16 protein-coding genes and 1 pseudogene are annotated in these 19,038 nt (G+C 39.5%); 9 read left to right on the top strand and 8 right to left on the bottom strand.

Annotation, left to right across the window (positions count from 1 at the left end):
- Positions 1-257 precede the first annotated feature (257 nt).
- From V7K41_RS00870 to modA, 3 genes are all read right to left on the bottom strand, one after another.
- Complete coding sequence (locus V7K41_RS00870; protein WP_334845281.1) at positions 258-1,097, bottom strand: DUF928 domain-containing protein; 840 nt, start codon at positions 1,095-1,097, stop codon at positions 258-260.
- 273 nt (positions 1,098-1,370) lie between these two features.
- A complete protein-coding gene (locus V7K41_RS00875) occupies positions 1,371-1,526 on the bottom strand; it encodes a hypothetical protein (protein WP_334845282.1) in 156 nt (51 codons plus the stop codon).
- A gap of 49 nt (positions 1,527-1,575) precedes the next feature.
- The gene (gene modA / locus V7K41_RS00880; protein ID WP_334845283.1) at positions 1,576-2,391 is read right to left on the bottom strand and encodes a molybdate ABC transporter substrate-binding protein; all 816 of its coding nucleotides are present in this window, start codon (positions 2,389-2,391) and stop codon (positions 1,576-1,578) included.
- A gap of 804 nt (positions 2,392-3,195) precedes the next feature.
- Between modA and V7K41_RS00885 the strand changes: the two genes are divergently transcribed.
- Positions 3,196-3,405: a TOBE domain-containing protein gene (locus tag V7K41_RS00885; RefSeq protein WP_334845284.1), complete on the top strand. Its 210-nt coding sequence runs from the start codon at positions 3,196-3,198 to the stop codon at positions 3,403-3,405.
- A 278-nt stretch (positions 3,406-3,683) separates the two neighbouring features.
- Here the strand turns inward: V7K41_RS00885 and V7K41_RS00890 are convergent.
- Positions 3,684-3,833 (bottom strand): annotated as a pseudogene (locus V7K41_RS00890) (substrate-binding domain-containing protein); the annotation flags it as partial.
- 233 nt (positions 3,834-4,066) lie between these two features.
- Here V7K41_RS00890 and V7K41_RS00895 point away from each other — a divergent pair.
- Positions 4,067-4,825, top strand: coding sequence for a HesA/MoeB/ThiF family protein (locus V7K41_RS00895; protein WP_334845285.1), 759 nt, complete (start codon positions 4,067-4,069; stop codon positions 4,823-4,825).
- A gap of 65 nt (positions 4,826-4,890) precedes the next feature.
- On the opposite strand, the gene V7K41_RS00900 is transcribed toward V7K41_RS00895, so the two are convergent.
- The 4 genes from V7K41_RS00900 to V7K41_RS00915 form a co-directional block, all read right to left on the bottom strand.
- Entirely contained in the window at positions 4,891-5,100 is a 210-nt protein-coding gene (locus tag V7K41_RS00900) for a TOBE domain-containing protein (RefSeq protein ID WP_334845286.1), read from the bottom strand.
- Positions 5,101-5,611: 511 nt separating this feature from the next.
- Complete coding sequence (locus V7K41_RS00905; protein WP_334845287.1) at positions 5,612-6,289, bottom strand: hypothetical protein; 678 nt, start codon at positions 6,287-6,289, stop codon at positions 5,612-5,614.
- 795 nt (positions 6,290-7,084) lie between these two features.
- Positions 7,085-7,936 (bottom strand): ModD protein, encoded by an 852-nt coding sequence (gene modD / locus V7K41_RS00910; protein ID WP_334845288.1) that lies wholly within the window; start codon positions 7,934-7,936, stop codon positions 7,085-7,087.
- Between the two features lie 656 nt (positions 7,937-8,592).
- Positions 8,593-9,543: an extracellular solute-binding protein gene (locus tag V7K41_RS00915; protein WP_334845289.1), complete on the bottom strand. Its 951-nt coding sequence runs from the start codon at positions 9,541-9,543 to the stop codon at positions 8,593-8,595.
- A gap of 744 nt (positions 9,544-10,287) precedes the next feature.
- Here V7K41_RS00915 and V7K41_RS00920 point away from each other — a divergent pair.
- The 7 genes from V7K41_RS00920 (at position 10,288) to V7K41_RS00950 (ending at position 18,946) form a co-directional block, all read left to right on the top strand.
- Positions 10,288-10,986: a type 1 glutamine amidotransferase gene (locus V7K41_RS00920; RefSeq protein ID WP_334845290.1), complete on the top strand. Its 699-nt coding sequence runs from the start codon at positions 10,288-10,290 to the stop codon at positions 10,984-10,986.
- Positions 10,987-12,042: 1,056 nt separating this feature from the next.
- Positions 12,043-13,323 carry an acyltransferase family protein gene (locus V7K41_RS00925; RefSeq protein WP_334845291.1) on the top strand — a complete coding sequence of 427 codons (1,281 nt, stop codon included), beginning with the start codon at positions 12,043-12,045 and terminating at the stop codon, positions 13,321-13,323.
- 407 nt (positions 13,324-13,730) lie between these two features.
- Positions 13,731-14,093: a hypothetical protein gene (locus tag V7K41_RS00930; protein WP_334845292.1), complete on the top strand. Its 363-nt coding sequence runs from the start codon at positions 13,731-13,733 to the stop codon at positions 14,091-14,093.
- A 612-nt stretch (positions 14,094-14,705) separates the two neighbouring features.
- Positions 14,706-16,049 (top strand): adenylosuccinate synthase, encoded by a 1,344-nt coding sequence (locus V7K41_RS00935; RefSeq protein ID WP_334845293.1) that lies wholly within the window; start codon positions 14,706-14,708, stop codon positions 16,047-16,049.
- Between the two features lie 84 nt (positions 16,050-16,133).
- On the top strand, positions 16,134-16,751 hold the full coding sequence (locus tag V7K41_RS00940) for a 50S ribosomal protein L25/general stress protein Ctc (protein ID WP_334845294.1): 618 nt from the start codon (positions 16,134-16,136) through the stop codon (positions 16,749-16,751).
- Positions 16,752-16,825: 74 nt separating this feature from the next.
- Entirely contained in the window at positions 16,826-18,355 is a 1,530-nt protein-coding gene (locus tag V7K41_RS00945) for a bifunctional aminoglycoside phosphotransferase/ATP-binding protein (protein WP_334845295.1), read from the top strand.
- Between the two features lie 84 nt (positions 18,356-18,439).
- A complete protein-coding gene (locus V7K41_RS00950; protein ID WP_334845296.1) occupies positions 18,440-18,946 on the top strand; it encodes a hypothetical protein in 507 nt (168 codons plus the stop codon).
- The last annotated feature ends 92 nt before the right edge of the window (positions 18,947-19,038 follow it).

Consider the following 19,038-nt stretch of genomic DNA (forward strand, 5'->3'; position numbering starts at 1 on the left):
CTCATATCATGTCCGGTCAAAGACTTATCATTTAGACCGCAGGGGGCAGGGGGCAGGGAGCAGGGGGAAAGAGACTTTTCCGATTTTTGCACAGATCCGGTAATCATAAGTGATTAACCGGACTTGATATCACGCATCAGATATAAAGAGTTTCTACCTCCTGCCTCCTGCCTTCTGCCTCCTGCCTTCTGCCTCCTGCCTCCTGCCTTAAAACCCGTAGTTTTGTACTTCATGCAAATGAAAACTGCTGTCAATTATTAGCGGTTTGGTGAACTCACTAGAGGAACCGTGGCAATATTATCCAAATTGATCGATTGCAATAAACTTTGCCAATCTTGTTGAACAGATGCATCATTATAATTAGAAATGTGTATTTGTGCTAGCATATTTAAAGCGTCAAACCAAATCCCTTTTTCAGCATAGATTATAATCTTCTGTCGAGGAGCATTTGTTGCTTCTAATTGTTGCATAACACGAGAATCTAAATTTATTCTTTTAATATCCCCTTCTACATACACAGGAATGCTTGCAGTATCTTGCATACAACGTACTTTTAAATACCAGCGATATGTCTTATTTACTTTTAATGAAGCAGTACTAGGGAGAGAAATACTAATGATACTTGGCTTTGAAGGTAGGGCGATCGCATTTCTATAAACATCATTTTCGGCGCTATCCTGTAAGCTAAATTCAGCGCTTGAGTTAGACAAATCCTTAGTGTAGGGGATGTAAAACCAAAACGTAGGCCGTTCTAAAGTGGTTAGTCCCTCTACAGTCCCGATAATTGACTTGTTTGTCTGTTTGCCAACCTTTTGTTCCTCTTGAAATGGTACTAAGGCAGTGAGCGGGGTTGAAACCGCAGGGCAATTATCTCGACTACCCATTCCTGCTCTACGCCCAGATACAGGACTTAATGGAGCAGGTGCTTTTGGCAAAATAAAAACTGGTCGAGAAGTAGGTTGTTGAGGTGAAGCAGGTGTTTGAACTGGTTGTGCAAGCTGTTTATTAGTAACTGATTGTTTAGTTTGATCTGTTACTTGTGCTGAATATTGGGTAGTGCTGCTCAAAATCAGAGCAGTTGTTAAGATCCATTTCATTGACTTAACAGGTACGATTTTTGCTTGTTGCTATCGTCATCATAAAGGTTAACGTAGCATTTGGTTAAATCGATCGTCACTATTTTTGTACGCGGTCGCATTTTATTTGAATTGAAGCTGGGACGGCAAGCTTCAGCTTACAAAGCAGCACAGAAAGGACTTAATCGACTTATTCAAGAAAGAAAACTTATGGTTGACAGTTTCTGATTGGTGCTAACAACTGTGCTTATTAGGGCTGGTTTGAGTAGTGTGTTAAATCCTCAACCAGCCTTGTCAAAATTTCTCTGGTGTTAACCTTCTTCTATCACTTTGGGGAAAGAAAAATAAATGTAGGTTGGGTTGAACAAAGTGAAACCCAACTTTTCTAAGGTCTTTGGGTGTTGGGTTTCCTTCCTCAACCCAACCTACGTCTAAATTGATAAAAGTCATGAGAAATAAGGGTTTTAGATTTTTCTCTACCGATAGTGATTAAAGATGGTTAACTACCAGCTACCGTAAATCCCTGTTTTTCAAACACAGTTTTGGCTTCATTGCCAGCTAAAAATTGCACAAAATCCTTAGCGCCATCGACATTTTTACTGCTTTTGAGAATCGCGATGGGATAGACGACGGGAGAATGGGTTTTTTCAGATGCAGTTGCTACAATTTTGACTTTTGGCGTACTTTTAGCATCTGAAAGGTAGACGATCCCAGCGTCAGCATTACCTGATTCTACGTAATTTAGAGCTTGACGAACGTCTTTGGCATAGACGGCTTTGCTTTTAACTCGATCAAGAATTTTTAATGAAGTTAGGATTTGTTGAGCATATTGTCCAGCAGGGACACTTTTGGGTTCGCCTAGAGCAATTTTCTTAATACGTGGTGAAGTTAAGTCTTTAAAATCAGCCACAACTGTGGAATTTTGGGGTACTATCAACACCACTTGATTTTTCAACAAGTTTTTGCGAGTCCCATCAACTAACAAACCTTTTTGCTGCAAAGCATCTATTTGTTTAGTTGCAGCTGAGATAAAAACATCAACCCCTGCACCTTGTTCAATCTGTTGTTGCAAAGCGCCTGATGAACCAAAGTTGTAGTTCAGAGTAACATTTGGTTTTTCCTTACTGTAGAGAGGTTTGATTTCGTCCATTGCATCTTTGAGGCTAGCAGCTGCTGATATCGTCAAATTTGCTGTTTGTGCTGCTGGGCTAGCAGTTGAGGATGAGTTAGGTGTAGTCGTTTGACTACAGCCGACAATTAGTAAAAACGAGATAAATACCCAACTGACAAAAGTTAGGATTCGTTTGTTATTCATTTGCAGTCTCTCAAGCATTTTTTCTTAATCAATTCATAATTTACCAATCTAGCGACCTAGTAACCAAAAAAACTGGTAAAAAATCACAGATTACTACTTAGAACTGACTGTTACCAACAACTGCTGCCGATACTGACTAAATTGTTTTTACCAAATATACTAGTAATAATGCTGTAGTTTTTAGTAATCTATAATACATAAATTTACTTTTTAGTGCCAAGATTAATAAACAAATTGATATCAACTTTTGTCGCGCCTTTTAGCCAATTTTAAAAAAGTAAAAGGAATTCCTAAGCGTTGAGCTATACGCTGCACTTGTCTTAAGGTTTTGTGGGAACGAATTTGCTGCTTACCTTTGTTGTTGTGATGTCTGCGGTATTTCATTTATCTGTTTGTCTTTTTTGTATAAAAAATTTCCCAAACCTGTCCATGCAGTAACTATGAGATGATGTCTATCCACTGAAGCTTTTAACCTTCACCTTAGCACTAGCATTTTCATCACTACCAAATTGAGTTTACTTTTGTTGCCAAAACTAATGTTACAAAATGAAGTACTACCAAGAATTTCTTTTGCGTGTGTCAGATGATCTGAAAAATGGTTGAATTAACTACAACTACTTTATATATAGTACTTTTATTACCAAATAAATTGGTTTAAAAAGATATAAATACCAAATTATTTGTGTATATTTTATATATTAATGGATAGTAAAAAAATATATATTTTCTGTTAATAGCGATACAAATTAATTTAATTAATTGTTATTATCTATATGTAAACAAAAAGACAGTAGGAGTCATAAAATGCAAGTTAGCGCTCGTAATGCCCTCAAAGGAACTGTAAAAAACGTCGTCGTTGGCTCTGTAAATACTGAAGTAACAATAGAAGTAGCATCAGGGGTAGAGGTAACTGCAATTATTACCAAATCATCAGCAGAAAATCTCAAACTTACTGAAGGTAAAGAAGTCCACGCCATAATTAAATCATCAGATGTAATAATTGCGGTAGACTAGAGTAATTTAGGACTTACGCAAAAAACCTCTCTAACTCTTATTCCTCTGTGTTCTCTGCGTTCTCTGTGGTTTGATTTTCCGTGACCTGTGCGTAAGTCCTGTAATTGTTGGGATTCTATTAAGGGAGGCTATTAAACTGCCCTCTGTAACGCGATCGCGTAGGTAACTCGTTACTACAACTTTCCCATCAATAATGTGTAGATAAGCTAAACCAAAGCAATTTAGTCTATTAGCCACACCACCAAATGTCTGCATAGGATTGCGATCGCACGCTTCCAATGTCCCAAGATAGCGATAAACTGCTGTACTGGTGATTGTTCCAAGTATTCTTTGAGAATCACCAAGTCGTATCGCGCACTATGAAGAAGGATAAATCCCAATCTAAAGGCAGCAGTTATAAATGCCGTACTGATTCCTGCATCAGCCATTACTCTATATCCCACCAGAAAGTAATAATACTTCAAAGGCCCCACGCTTTGCTGTGGGGCTTATTTCATTGGGCATTCAACCCAGGACAAAGAGTATTGCACATAGCTCCTTTAATGATGCCTGAAATAAATACCAACTTTGCAGGTAGTAAATTAGAAAAATGTATAGACAACTACAATACTTGCTACCAACTAGGTGGTAGATTTTACGACTGATAAAGAGGTAAAAAGCGATGAACTTAACACCCAGTGAGTTAGAACGCTATCACCGCCAAATGATGCTTCCCAATTTTGGAGAAGCAGGACAAAAGCGCTTGAAGTCTGCAACGGTTTTGGTTACAGGTGTAGGGGGATTAGGCGGTACATCAGCGCTTTATTTGGCAGTAGCGGGTGTTGGGCGGCTAATCCTAGTTCGGGGTGGTGATTTACGGCTAGATGATCTGAATCGTCAGGTTCTGATGACAAATGATTGGGTAGGTAAGCCCAGAGTACTCAAAGCCAAAGAAACTCTGCAAGCTATTAATCCTGATATTCAGGTGGAAGCAGTTCATGATTACGTTACAAAAGAGAATGTAGACTCTTTAGTGCAATCTGCTGATATAGCCGTTGATTGCGCCCACAATTTTACAGAGCGGAACTTGCTCAATCAGGCTTGTGTGCGCTGGCAAAAACCAATGGTGGAAGCTGCAATGGACGGAATGGAAGCTTACCTGACAACGATTATTCCTGGTGTCACTCCTTGTCTATCATGCTTGTTCCCAGAAAAGCCTGATTGGAATCAGCGTGGGTTCTCGGTTATCGGTGCTGTTTCTGGAACACTAGCTTGTCTTAGTGCATTAGAGGTAATAAAGCTGATTACTAAGTTTAGTCAACCCCTATTGTCACAACTGCTGACAATCGACTTGATGCGAATGGAATTTGCCAAACGACATTCTTATCGCGATCCTTCATGTCTAGTGTGTAGTAGCAGTTTTGAAAAGGAAAATTCGTAAATAGTTAGATAATCGTAGCGATCGCTCTATAAGCAGATCGCCACAACTTATCTACTCATTTCGAGCTATTCTGTAGCAATTATGACATCTGACGCTTTAATCACAGCGATCGCTTGTTTTCCCTCTTGAAGTTGGAGATGCTCTACCGACTCTTTGGTAATAATTGCAGTTATTTCCACCCCAGGCACAATTTCTAATATGACCTCAGAGTTGACTGCTCCTGGGTGAATTGTCTTAATAGTTCCTTTTAAGGAATTACGAGCGCTAACTTCCATATTTTGATACTCCCTACGTTCAAAGATAATTCTAAACTGAGTAATACTAACAACTATCAGATTATTAGATTATCTTCATTTAGTGGGATGCTATCTTCTGCCTTACAGAAGAACTTAGATATCAGATTGGTATTAGAAGATAGCAAAAAAGTCGATAGTGGAATAGTCAAAGCTTGGCAGAGCATTCATTAAAAACTTTTTTTGGCGATCTGGCTACTCAGTTATTTTGGTGCATTCTGATAATTCTTGGCACATGGTAAATTTAGTAATTTGTCAAACAGTTGAATGCCACTAACTGCACCGGTTACTTTTTTGAGAATTTAATATAACTTTTTTTTACAAGGTTGGAATGCTCTTTATCAAACCCTGATTCTTGCATCTCGATGAAAATATCAAAGCTTAGTTTTAAATGAGCAAGAAGGCGTAATGTTTGCAATCGAAAGCCACTTGGTCAAGTAGACCAAGTGGTGTGGGAATTCTCCGTTGTAGACGTCTTTAATCAGAAGGGTTTTCAGAAATATTTTGGTTTCAAAGGAGAAGGAGGAGCAGATAATATGAGGATATTTGTCACATTACTAACGTAACGACCTCCAGCTTTGTCACCTGGAACTACTAAACGAGCAAATCCTTCATCTGCTAAAGACACGACTTTACCATCACTACCTTTTTTTGCAAATGCAACTAACACTGTTTTCCCTTCAAAGTTAGGTTGAATTTCACCAATAGCTACGACTGCACCATAGCAATCTGTGGCGTCAACTAGAACATATTGCCTTAGAAAAGAGTTTTTACTATTCACCCCAGAATTTCCAGATTTGAGACCACCTCCGGCTTTCGGATTATTAATCAATTCCCATAGGGGAACTCCATAGTATGTTTCTGTTCGTGGCCCTGAGCCGGTTTGAAAACTTACAGTAATTTCAGTAACTAATGCTGGATTTTGTTTTTTTAAAGCATCTTGCAAATTCTTCAGTTTTTGCAAGTTATAGGTGGTTGGATTATTGAGTTCTCCACCCAAGCGAAAACTTTGCGAAGAACCTCCAAGACACTTATTTTTATCCCAGAGAGAAGGTGTTTTTTCTTCTCGACCCCAGGCAATATCGCTCCTGGAGTCAGCTAAAGTAGGCTGCCATAAAACCAGTAGCGATAGTATTAAAGACGCAATGGGTATCTGGCGGGTAAAACGCATAAAATCCTTCTCCGTTTCCTATTGAATACTGAAAAAATTAGATAGTTTTGCTCAAAGCTTTTCGCTCACCAAAAATTAGTATCGTTCTCATCAGAACTGAGCCAGTTGACAATAAATGTTGTTAGAAAAAAATAAAACCTTCAAATTGTTCAACTTTCAATTCTTTACCAGACGATATAAAATAGCTAGTTTTCAATATGAGTTATTAAAAACTAATGAATCCAAAGACGAAGTTATCCGCAAATCTCAGAAGAGGTTTGCGTTTTTCAAAATAGATAAGTGTATCTATGTATGTACTGAAGATAATACCAACTTATTGAGTAAATTACCATATTATTTGGTAATTAAACGCTAACAAAATTAATTTTTATTTCTTTTTAAAATAGTGAAGCTTAATATTGTATACAAACTTGCTCTCATTATTTGCTTTATAAATAGGTCACTATCAAGCTAATAAAGTGTTTATAAGTAAAATTTAGCTGTAAATTAGAAAACTGTCCGATTTGTGGAGAAGGGTTGGTTGTAGTTGTGCCGACACTATAGTTGGAGCAAAACTATCCAGCTACTAGACTCGTAGTGTATGCAACCAATAGACTAAAGAAGTGGAACCGTTCACAGGTGGGGTAAATGAGAGCGATATAGCCGTCTATCGCTCTATTTCATCAACTGTTTAAGAGCTTCATAAAACTCCTGCTCTACTTCCGTTCTAAGTTTTGGGTAAGCGCTGTTCTTTTTGGTTTAACTCCTGCGTTTTCACAACTGCAATCTTAAGTATCGAACTAAATTAAAAATGCACTATTGTGCCATTGTCATTTTGACTGCAATATCGCATGGTTTACCAAAATACGGTGAACTTGTCACTAAAATATTTACACCAGTGCTAGCATAATCCTTTATATTTTCAGAGGTAATACCACCAGCCGCTGCTAGTTTTAAGTTTGGATACTGCTGCTTCAACTTCAAAACTAGAGGCTCAAGGTCTGGTAGGGGAATTTTATCAAACTGAATTAAATCTACACCTGCTTGAGCAGCCATCCAAGCATCTTTTGGTGTATCTACTTCAACGCAAATATGTTGTTCTGGAAACTGTCGTCGCAGTTCATTCATGCGCTCAATTAGCCCAACTATACCTCCCAGGAATATCAGGTGTTGGTTAAAGATCAGAACTGTTTCAGATAATCCTAAGCGATGAAAAACCCCCCCGCCAGCTAGAACTGCTTTGATGGAAAGCCCTCTAGTACCTGGAAAACATTTACGAGTAGTCACAATAGAAATAGACTGATTTACTGTTTTAGCAGTATCTACTAATACTCTTGTACGCGAAGCAATGCCGGAGGCATATTCCATCAAATTTAAAGCAACTCTCCAGCCACTGTGCAAAGCTTGAGCAGTGCCACTAGCTTGAAGAATTAATTGCTTTTCCTGGCAGACCGTACCACTTTCGACTTGATAATGAACTTCAGCACCACAATATTTTAATACTCTGGCTGCTTCTTCAGTAGCGCAAATGGTCATCGGATGACGGGTAGAAAACTCGATTTCACCAAGTTGCTTGCCAATGCCAAGTCCGTAGGTTGTCAAATCTAGGTAGGGAACATCTTCCTGAATTAATTTAGCGATCGCCTCATCTGAGAAGAAAACACTCATTTTAGTTTTATGATCGGCTGACAAATAAATAGCTCAATCAAGATTCACACTAAACCTAATCTCATTCAGTTGTAGGAATTGTAATAATTACTACTATTGTCCTAAATAGTTGGTAACAAAATAATTTTGTTATAGCGGTTCCCATTCAGATGCAGTACAACATTACATCACGAGCAGCCGTGCCCCTACGGGTGTACCTCACGTAAACGAGAACTGCTATCAGAAAGAATATATACCTCAGTCGCGAGAATTAGTTAAATGCTGAAATTGGAAAATATTGACTTATAATATCAAGCTTGAATTTAGTAATCATACAGATAATGTAAATTACAAACATAATCCAAAGAAGATTGAGAATGCTAAATTTAGATGCCATTCATCATACAACAATGCAATCAGTTCCATACCGTTATGCTGTGATAGAGAATTTGTTGCCCAAAGCAGCTAGGTTGGAACTTGTCTTGTTGCCAGCTTTCCCCAGGAACAGTTTCGCTTATCAATAGGGAAAGGATATGGGTATCTTTGGAGTGAGATGCTTGCTAGTAATGAGGATATTGCTTTGATGTACAAGTTTTGCGATGCCTGCGGCGGGCGTAGCGATCGCGCCAGCCCTGAGTTGTCAGCTTGTTTCAAGTTTAACCAGATTCCTCTATTTTCTAACTGTGGCGTTCATCGCTTACTTGAACTTTTTGCTGTTTGGCAGCAATCAACTTTCTCTGCAAGGCAAAAGCTACACTCACAGCAAGTAAAATTCCACCAACCCCCTGAGGTTCGGGAACTGACTTCGGACTATTAAATCCATACTTTGCTAGTATTTTTTGTCCAGTTGGTGAAAGGATATAATCAGCTAGTTTTGAACCTCCAGGATTCGCATCCTTAAGTACTGTCAAACCATAGTCAGCTTGGGTTTTTAAGCTATCTGGCAATTCGACTATCTGTAAACTTGGTGAAATTTGTTGGGCAGATAAAGCACTGGTGTAATAGACCAAATAGATGTCTGCTTTGTTGATATCTTGCAGATAGTAGACTATGCTGCCCCCCGGACTATTCCTCTCTGGCGGCAATGTTCCTGATAATATTACAGCTTTACCATTCAGTTGGGCAAAGCTGCCTGGATTAATTTGTTCAGCTTTGCGAAATACTTCGACCCCGTAATCTCCCAAGGGATCGCTTACAGGTTTGGAAATACCCAATTTAACGTCGGTATCGAGAAACTTATCAAGCAGATTCTCTGTGGTGAGTGACACTTCAGGTGTGGCGATCGCATAGATAGGATTTCTGGCAAACGTTTCGACTTTCCCACTTAAGTTATTTTGATTTAGTGTAAGGGCATTACCTAAATCCGCACTGGCAAAGACATCTGCCTTTTCCCCTGCTAACAACCTATCTTTCAATGAACCAGAGGAGGCAAATTCTGTTTTGACAGGAATTCCATATTCCTGGGTAAAAGCACTAGCAACTTCCGAAAGCCCACCCCTCAAGCTACCAGCAGCATATAAAGTCACCTCAGGAGGTGTAGCCAATGTGGCTGCTAAAGTCTGTTTTGTAAAGCTAAGATTGACAACTAATGCAGTCAGTGAAGCGGCAAGCAAATACTTTTTCATCATTTTTTAATCGCCCATAAGTAAGGAAAAAATCACTTTCTCGTTTTTGATAAGCTAAAACACATATTTATTGCATAGTTACTCGTGAGGTTTTTTGACTGCTGACAGTTGACAGTCAAGAGTTAACACTCAACAGCCAACACGACCATATATGATTTAAAAAGTGTGGAACAGCTTAACTAATGCCTAAACAGTCCTCGATCTGAGCGTTTAAACTTTATAAATTATTCAACAATATTGATGGCGTATGCTTTTATACAAGTTGGTGTTTTCGGTTGAAGTTATCATACCAACTTGGTTGGATAAAATCAATTCATCTACGTAATGAAACGCTGACTTTATCAAAACTTTAAGTAAAAAGTTTTTTATCTCGATCGGATTACGTACATGACAAGACTTCAGGAGTAACTACGACTGTAGTGCCTTTGCAATATCTACAACGAACGTACCCCTACGGGGAAGCAAGCTACGCAAAGCACCTCGTTGGCGCAGCCTCTCATAGAAAAGCGATCGCACGCAACCCAAGCTTGATGATGAACCTGAAGCATAGGCGATCGTGGTTGCGATGATGCAAGGAAGTTGGTCAACTGCTTCACAAGCGAAAAAAGTGGCGGCAATTCTAATCCAGACTGTATCAAAATCTGGCGTTACCGAAACAGTGCTGAGTGCTGAGTAAAAAAGTTTATTATACTATTATATAATTTAATGTAAAAAATCACACTGCAACTAAGTTCGGAACAGTCAGGGATGAGAATTCATTACTTACAACACGTACCATTTGAAGGACTTGCTAGCATTGAGCAGTGGGTGATAAAAAAAGATTATATTCTCTCTGCAACTCAGTTCTATAACGATGATACTTTACCATCTGTTGATGACCTAGATTGGGTGATAATAATGGGTGGGCCAATGAATATTTACGAGGATGATAAGTATCCTTGGTTGATTTTAGAAAAACATTTTATTCAAGAAGCAATCAAAAAGAATAAAATAGTTATTGGCATTTGTCTTGGTTCGCAGCTAATCGCTGATGTTTTAGGTTCCAAGGTTTACAAAGGTCAGGAAAAAGAAATAGGTTGGTATCCAATTAAAATGACAACAGAAGCACAAAAATCTTCTGTTTTCGCTTCATTCCATGCATCTCTCACTGTGTTTCATTGGCATGGTGATACTTTTGAATTACCACTGGGTGCTGTACGATTAGCCTCTAGTGAAGTATGTGCAAATCAAGCTTTCATTTATGGAGATAGAGTATTAGGTTTACAATTTCACCTAGAATCAACACAAGACAGTGTTCGCCAAATTATTGAAAATTGCGCTTCGGAATTAGTTGCAGGTAAATATATTCAGAAACCTGAAGAAATGCTTGCACGAAATGATGATTTTAGTAATATAAACACTGCCATGCACAAAATCTTAGATTATTTTGCAACTTTTACAAAATAAATTATTATCTATCATGCAATAAAGTTGCCCATCTTTAAGCGATCGCCTTACAGCCCTTCGGGCATCCTACGGCAGGCGTTGGCAAAGCCATCGCTTTTGTGTTTAATAAAAGCAAATTTGCTAAGTTCCGATATTAGACTTCTTGCATGAATCAAAAGCCCTCACCCTACATTCCTCTGGCAAGCTTGGGAGAAGGATTTATAGGGTGAGGACTCCCCTTCTCCCAAAATTGGGAGAAGGGGTTGGGGGATGAGGGCGAATTTTGCATTTGTGCAGTCGTTGATTGAATTCGGGCAACCACCAATAATTTACATAAACCCATTCAATATATTTGTAATAAATAAATCAATTTATACTGAATAATGCGGGTTTCAGGCTTTTATAAACCACCTTTTATTGGTTGCGATCGCTTAGTGGGGAACAGAAAAATCAAGCTCGAAGCGCCGAAAACGATACCTATATTGATTTTTCTGTCAATGCGTAAGTCCTATTTATATAAAAAATTGATAGTAAATTTTTTATCTAGAGCTTTTAGTTATTAAAGAATAGTTGCTTAAGCAGATTATTTCGTATATAGTTGGGTTAAATTAATTAAGAAATAATCTCAATAACTAACAAAGCTTTATACTTGCAATAGTACTCATTAATGAGTGGGACTTAGACAAAAAACACCTATAAAAGAGCCTCAAATGTATATACAGAGAGATTTTGATATCGTTTTGCTTGTTTTCTTTATATATCTGAAGTTTCAGCCACTTTTGAACATTTGGTGTATTTCCCTTCCTCTGCATGGGTTTGAGGCTTGTTTATCACTCAAAAATATTTAAGTCCCCTTAGCCATAAACTTTGGTGTTTCAGTTCTAGTACCACCTAACCAGCCTTCAGTTTTTGAGAATGATGTCAATTATTAATCCGATCCGAACCATATTGCCTAGCGATTGGAATATTAAAAGCTGCTCATCAAATCCTTAGCGTTAATTTTTGGAATCACTGCTCATTTCACCCCTATAACATCACCCTGAAATATTGCACCATTTTTGTACATAAAAACCTCTAATGCAAACACAGTCGAAGCTAAAATCTCAACTCGTACAACTAGATGTAATTCGTGGTTTGGCAATTATCGGAGTTTTTCTTTTTCATTTGTACGGTTATACGTTTGATAATGATGAATTCCCTTTTTTAGGTAATTTTAGAGATTATTCTCAAATTCCTAACTCAGCATTTCTGATATTTTCACCTTATCAGTATGGATATCTCGGAGTCACTCTATTTTTCATCCTTTCTGGGTTTTGTATACATCTATCTTTTCTAAGATATACTTCTACTCTAGAAGAAAAAGGTATTATTTTTAGATTTGATATTTTTGTCAAAGATTTTTTCATAAAAAGGTTTTTTAGGATTTATCCAGCATATTTAGTAGCTTTGTTACTTTTTAGCTTCGTTAGCTTCGTTTTCAAGATAGATTTTGATACACCTTTAAAGATAAACACTGAAGGCATTATTGATTTTTTTAGTCACATCTTTCTAATTCAGAACTTTAGCGAATTGACACTAACGAGAATTAACCCATCTTTTTGGAGTATTCCGATAGAATTCCAGCTTTACATAATCTATCCTTTGTTTTTAATATTGAGAAATAAGCTGGGAATTACTAAAGCTACATTGGTGATTTTTGTATTTCAAGTACTCTATTCCCCATTGGCTTTAGAATTGGATCGGCAGATAGATAGTATAGGACATGATTTACATTTATTAAATAAAATTAAGGATTTAATTAGCAGTTTAAGTATATTTAACAACTCTCCCTTAAATTACTGGTTTACATGGGTAATAGGAGCATATTTAGCCGAAAATATTTTATCTAAAAACAAAAAAATATTAAATTTTAGTTTCAAACATAATTTATTCTTTTTGATATTATTTATTATTTCTTACGAATATAAGCCTTTCAGTACTATAGGTAACTTGGCAATCATCTTCTTGTTTGCTTCCTTAATAGAAATATATATTATTGATAGAAAAAAAATCGGGTTTATAGAGAATAGTATTGCCAAAATTGGACTCTGTTCATACTCTATATATTTGTTTAACGAACCTTTAATCATGTATGGTAGAGCGTGCATAGAAAAATTATTTAAATTATTATTCAATTTTAACTTTCAATATCTTCAACACCCTTACTTCATGTGTACATTGGGTGCAGTAGCCATCTTTATTCCTATTTTCATAATTAGCTGGTTTAGTTACAAATATTTAGAAATTCCAACACATAGGCTTGGTAGACGTTTAGTTCAGGGTAAGGGTGTCTCAAAGGCTATTGAAAAGCGGATTTAAAAGCATCATCATACTGGGGTAAAAGAGGGTTAGACGCCCCCCTTAAAAAGGGGGGTTGGGGGGATCTTCGAGGAATAAACACGTTAACCGAACCGTATTGGTTTACTAAGTTCCTATATTGAATTCGGACAGTCGTTAATTGAATTCGGGCAGTCGTTAATTGAATTCGGACAGTCGTTAATTGAATTTGGACAGTTGTTGATTGAATTTGGACAGTCGTTGATTGAATTCGGGCAGCCTAAAATAATTTACATAGATGTATTCAATGAATTTGTCAAAAATAATTCAAATCATACTGAATAATGCGGGTGTCAATTAACCCCAATCCTGTCTATCCTAGTGCTGTACAGTTCAGGGTAGAAGTCAGTTTTTATCCTGGCGCATCATTAATAACAGGAAAGTGATTTATGTCACGTCCCAAACGCGGAGCTAGAGTAGTTAATAAAGCACAGCGTCGGATTGCGGCTTTGAAATCGATCAGTCCCACCTTAGACTTAGGCAATGGGGTAACAATTTACTCCTTTGCAGCCGTCATCAAAACAACGCAAGACAAGTTAGAAGCATATAACTCAAGCCTCTCCACCGTGGATCTGACTCAGGGAGCCTTAGAACTTGCCGAAAAGTCGCTGATGGAACTAACAGAACATATGTTACTCAGTGTAGCTGCAAAGTATGGCAAGAATAGTGACGAGTACAAAATGGCAGGGGGCGTTCGTCGAAGCGAACGCAAACGTCCGGTGCGTCAGCCGAAACAAGCGGCTGTTGCTTGATAAAGACGTTAACAATTCAACAACATTATATATATCGCCTGGTGTAGGGGCACGGCAGTGCCCATACGTGTCAACTTAACGCTAAACCCGCTTGGTGAAAACATTTTGCCCTCACCCCCAGCCCCTCTCCCAAGAGAGAGGGGAGCTAGACATTCAATTCCCCTTCTCCCAAGGGAGAAGGGGTTAGGGGATGAGGGTGTGAGGGATTTACAAAACGCCTGTCTGATATAGTTTTCGGCTGAAGTTGACACGTATGGGCAGTGCCGTGCCCCTACGGGTGTACCTCACTAGGTTGGAAAACGCTATATCTCCGAAAACTATCAAAGTTTTTCTTTGCAAGAATACAGACAATTATGCATATAAAAACTACACCAACAGGCGCAATTTGTACCGTCAATTAAGTGTCTATCGTCTTCTAGCAAGCCGTAACCTGAAGTGTATCTTTGGCGCTATGTAGCAGTTATTAAAGTTGATGTTAATCGCTGGCATAGTCAGGTTACATGATAAATCTACAATGGAATTTGCCGGGTTCTTCTACAATCAACTTGACATGATTCAAGCAATATGTTAATAATTATAGTTTGTGGAAACTTTACTTCTTAATATAAGCTCTTGGCTAACGTCATTGTCATAGGTGCCCAATGGGGCGATGAAGGAAAAGGTAAAATAACTGACTTACTCAGCCGTTCAGCAGATGTTGTGGTGCGTTACCAAGGGGGTGTCAATGCTGGACACACGATTGTAGTTAAAGGTCAGACCTTTAAACTGCACTTGATTCCCTCTGGGATTTTGTATCCAAATACCGATTGCATTATCGGCTGTGGAACAGTCATCGATCCACAGATTTTGATCGCAGAACTCGACCAACTAAAAGAATTAAATATTTCCACTGACCACCTGCTGATATCTGAGACAGCCCACGTAACGATGCCTTATCATCGATTGATTGACCAAGCATCTGAAGAACGACGGGGAAGCTATAAGATCGGCACAACAGGTAGGGGCATTGGGCCGACTTATGCTGACAAATCTGAACGTACAGGCATTCGGGTTTTAGACTTGATGAACCCAGATGGGCTGCGCGAGCAGTTAGAGTGGACGATTAATTATAAAAACGTCATTTTAGAAAAGCTTTACAACTTGCCGCCTCTAGATCCACAAGAGGTGATTGAGCAGTATTTGGGGTACGCAGAACGCTTGCGACCTTACGTTGTTGATACATCGTTGAAAATATCTGATGCAATTCAGCGACGGCGCAATATTTTGTTTGAAGGCGCACAAGGTACGCTCTTAGACTTAGATCATGGAACTTATCCTTATGTCACCTCCTCTAACCCGGTGGCTGGTGGGGCTTGCGTTGGTACTGGGGTAGGGCCGACAACGATTGACCGGGTAATCGGGGTGTCGAAAGCCTATACAACCCGTGTGGGAGAGGGGCCATTTCCCACTGAATTGGATGGAAAATTGGGAGAATTGTTGTGCGATCGCGGTGCGGAATTTGGCACAACCACCGGACGCAAACGGCGCTGTGGCTGGTTTGATGCCGTCATCGGTCGCTATGCGGTGCGAATTAACGGCATGGATTGTATGGCGCTGACCAAACTGGATGTTCTCGATGAATTAGAGGAAATTCAAGTTTGTGTCGCTTATGACATAGATGGTCAACGCAGCGAACACTTCCCCACAAGTTCTCGTCAATTTGCTAGATGTCGCCCCATCTACAAAACCTTACCAGGATGGAAAGTCTCAACAACTGACTGCCGCACCCTGGAAGACTTACCACAAGCAGCATTGGATTATCTAAAATTCTTAGCCGAATTGATGGAAGTTCCGATCGCGATCGTCTCACTAGGAGCCAGCCGCGATCAAACCATAATCGTAGAAGACCCGATCCACGGGCCCAAACGCGCTTTATTGCACCCCGACGGCACACCTGCTACCCTACTAAGTGCGTAAATTTAGTCATTGGTCATTAATCATTACCAAATGACAAATGACAAATGACAAATGACAAATGACAACTGACAAAGGACAACTTTTATGGCTATTACAGTCGAATCTCAAAAACGTCCAGAAGGCAGCAAGCCAAGAGCTTTGCGCCGTGCTGGACTTATACCTGCCAATTTGTATGGTCATAAGGGTACAGAATCTATTTCTTTGACCATTGATGCCAAAACTGTTGAGCGCTTGCTCAAGAGAGCTTCCGTCAACAACACTTTGATTGATTTAAACATTACCGATGCACCTTGGCGCGGTAAAACCTTGCTGCGGGAACTTCAGATTCATCCCGCAAAAGGTACGCCTTACCACCTCAGCTTTTTTGCAGTTGCCGGTCACGGCGACACCACTGTAGAAGTACGGCTGCGTTTTGTGGGAACTGCTGTTGGTGTTAAAGAAGAAGGTGGTTTTTTAGACACTGTTATCACTGAGTTGCAAGTGACCTGTGCGCCAGAAAACATCCCGGAAATAATTGAAATTGATGTCTCTAACCTGCAAATCGGAGACAGCTTGCGTATTCACGAGCTAGTCTTGCCTCAAGGTGTCACAGTTCTTGGTGATACGGAGCAAGTCGTAGTTAGCGTCTCGCAGCCGCAAATCAGCGCTGCTGCTGAGGATGAAGCTGAGTTAGAGACTGAAACAACCTCTGAAGCTACGTAAGTGTGTAATAATTTTTGATGATAGCCAGGGGGAAACTCCTGGTTTTTTTGTATTTAAACCCGCAGAGCAAAGAGATGACAGAAGTAACTCTTCCAGCTTTTATTGAGCAAATGTTGCAGCCGGGATTTTATCCCCATCCGGTAACAGAACCCATTCAACTAGTTCAAACTCACATTTCTTATGTGGTGTTGACTGGAGATTACGCCTATAAACTGAAAAAACCTGTGAATTTTGGCTTTTTGGACTTTTCTACCTTAGATAAGCGGCAGCATTTTTGTCAGGAAGAGTTACGCTTAAATCAGCGGGGTGCTGGTGAACTGTATTTAGAAGTTTTGCCCATAACTTTGATAGGGGAGCAATACCAGTTAGGGGGAACTGTTGAGCCTGTAGAATACGCGCTGAAGATGCGTCAGTTTCCTGAAGAGTCGCTATTAAGTACACTTTTTGAACAGGGTAAGTTAAATGAGACACTCCTAGATGAGTTGGGACAGGTGGTTGCTCAATATCATGCCCAAGCACAAACTAATGATTACATTCGCACTTTTGGCGAAGTGCCAAATGTTCGGGCTGCCTTTGATGAGAATTATCAGCAAACTGAGAAGTATATTGGTGGCCCCCAGACTCAGGCGCAATTTACAGAAACAAAGCAATATACAGATAACTTTTTTGCCGAACGTCCAGAATTATTTGCCAGCAGAATTCACAACAATTATATTCGTGAATGTCACGGAGACTTACACCTGAGAAATATTGCCCTGTGGCACGATAAAATCTTGTTGTTCGATTGCATTGAATTTAATGAGCCGTTTCGCTTTGTCGATGTGATGTACGATGTGGCGTTCACGGTGATGGATTTGTCAGCTCGCCAGCGTAAAGACTTGGGTAATGCATTTTTGAATGCTTATATAGAGCAAACTGGAGACTGGGAAGGCTTACAGGTGCTGCCCTTGTATTTAAGTCGTCAGGCTTATGTCCGGGCTAAGGTGACATCATTTTTACTAGACGATCCGAGTGTACCCGCAACGGTGAAGGAAGAAGCGACAAAAACCGCCGCTGACTATTACAAACAGGCTTGGGAATACACTAAACCAAACTTGGGACAACTAATTTTGATGTCGGGGTTGTCGGGTTCTGGTAAAAGTACCACAGCAAGGTCTTTAGCTCGTCAACAAGGAGCGATTCACCTGCGTTCTGATGCGGTGCGGAAGCATTTAGGGGGAATTCCTTTGTGGGAAAAGGGTAGCGATGATTTGTATACACCGGAGATGACCGAGAAAACTTACACCCGGCTGTTGGAATTGGGGATTATCCTGGCTAAACAAGGTTTTTCGGTAATTTTAGATGCCAAGTATGATAAACAGCAGTTACGGCAAGAAGCGATCGCACAAGCTACAAAGCATCAACTTCCCCTTCAGATTATCCAATGCACAGCACCGCTTGAAGTTCTAAAAGAGCGTTTGAACAATCGCACTGGTGATATTGCTGATGCCACCGCCGATTTATTAGCCTCACAAATCAAACAAGCTGAACCTTTCACTGAAGAGGAACAACCTTATGTAAAGATTTGGGATACAACTCAACCACAACAGGCACAATTAAAATAATTCGTAATTCGTAATTCTTAATTCGTAATTAAATTAAAAATTACGAATTACAAATTAGTAATTGGTTAATAAATTTTTTATTCTATGGCAGACAAAAAAAACGACTTATTCAGTATTTCTCCCAGCTTCTTTTCTCAATTATTATTTGGGGCATTTTTAACATTGATATTAATAATGACCGGCTCTGCACCAGCCCTGAGCATCTTCTTAGGAATCATGGGCGGTTTCATCTTAAGCTGGATCGCAAATGTAACTGATAATAGCCCCCAAGCTCCAGCTGTCGCCTCATCTGATGGTGTTGATGCGGGACTGAAATACTGGTTATTTTTCATGCTGGGCTTTGTATATTTGGGCTATCCAGCACCCATGAGTATCTTGCTAGGTGGATTAGGCGCTTTAGCTGGAGGCTGGATTACTGCTTGGTGGGGAAGTAAGGAAGAAACTAGAACTCAGTTGCAAGTTGAAGAATCAGAAGAGGGCGAAGTTGAACCAACAACCGAAAGAATCAACAAACGGCAAATCAGAAGAGTTGGCCGCCGTTACCGTCGCGCTGCTGGAAGTAGTTTCAATTTCAGGTTTTGGGAAAGGTAATAATTTGGGAATTGGGCATTGGGTATTGGGAAGAGGACTTGGGGACAAGGAGAATTGGGGACAAGAGAAAAGACTTGTTGCAAGTTCTCACC

The organism is Nostoc sp. (genome assembly GCF_036917415.1).
Taxonomy (GTDB): Bacteria; Cyanobacteriota; Cyanobacteriia; order Cyanobacteriales; family Nostocaceae; genus Nostoc.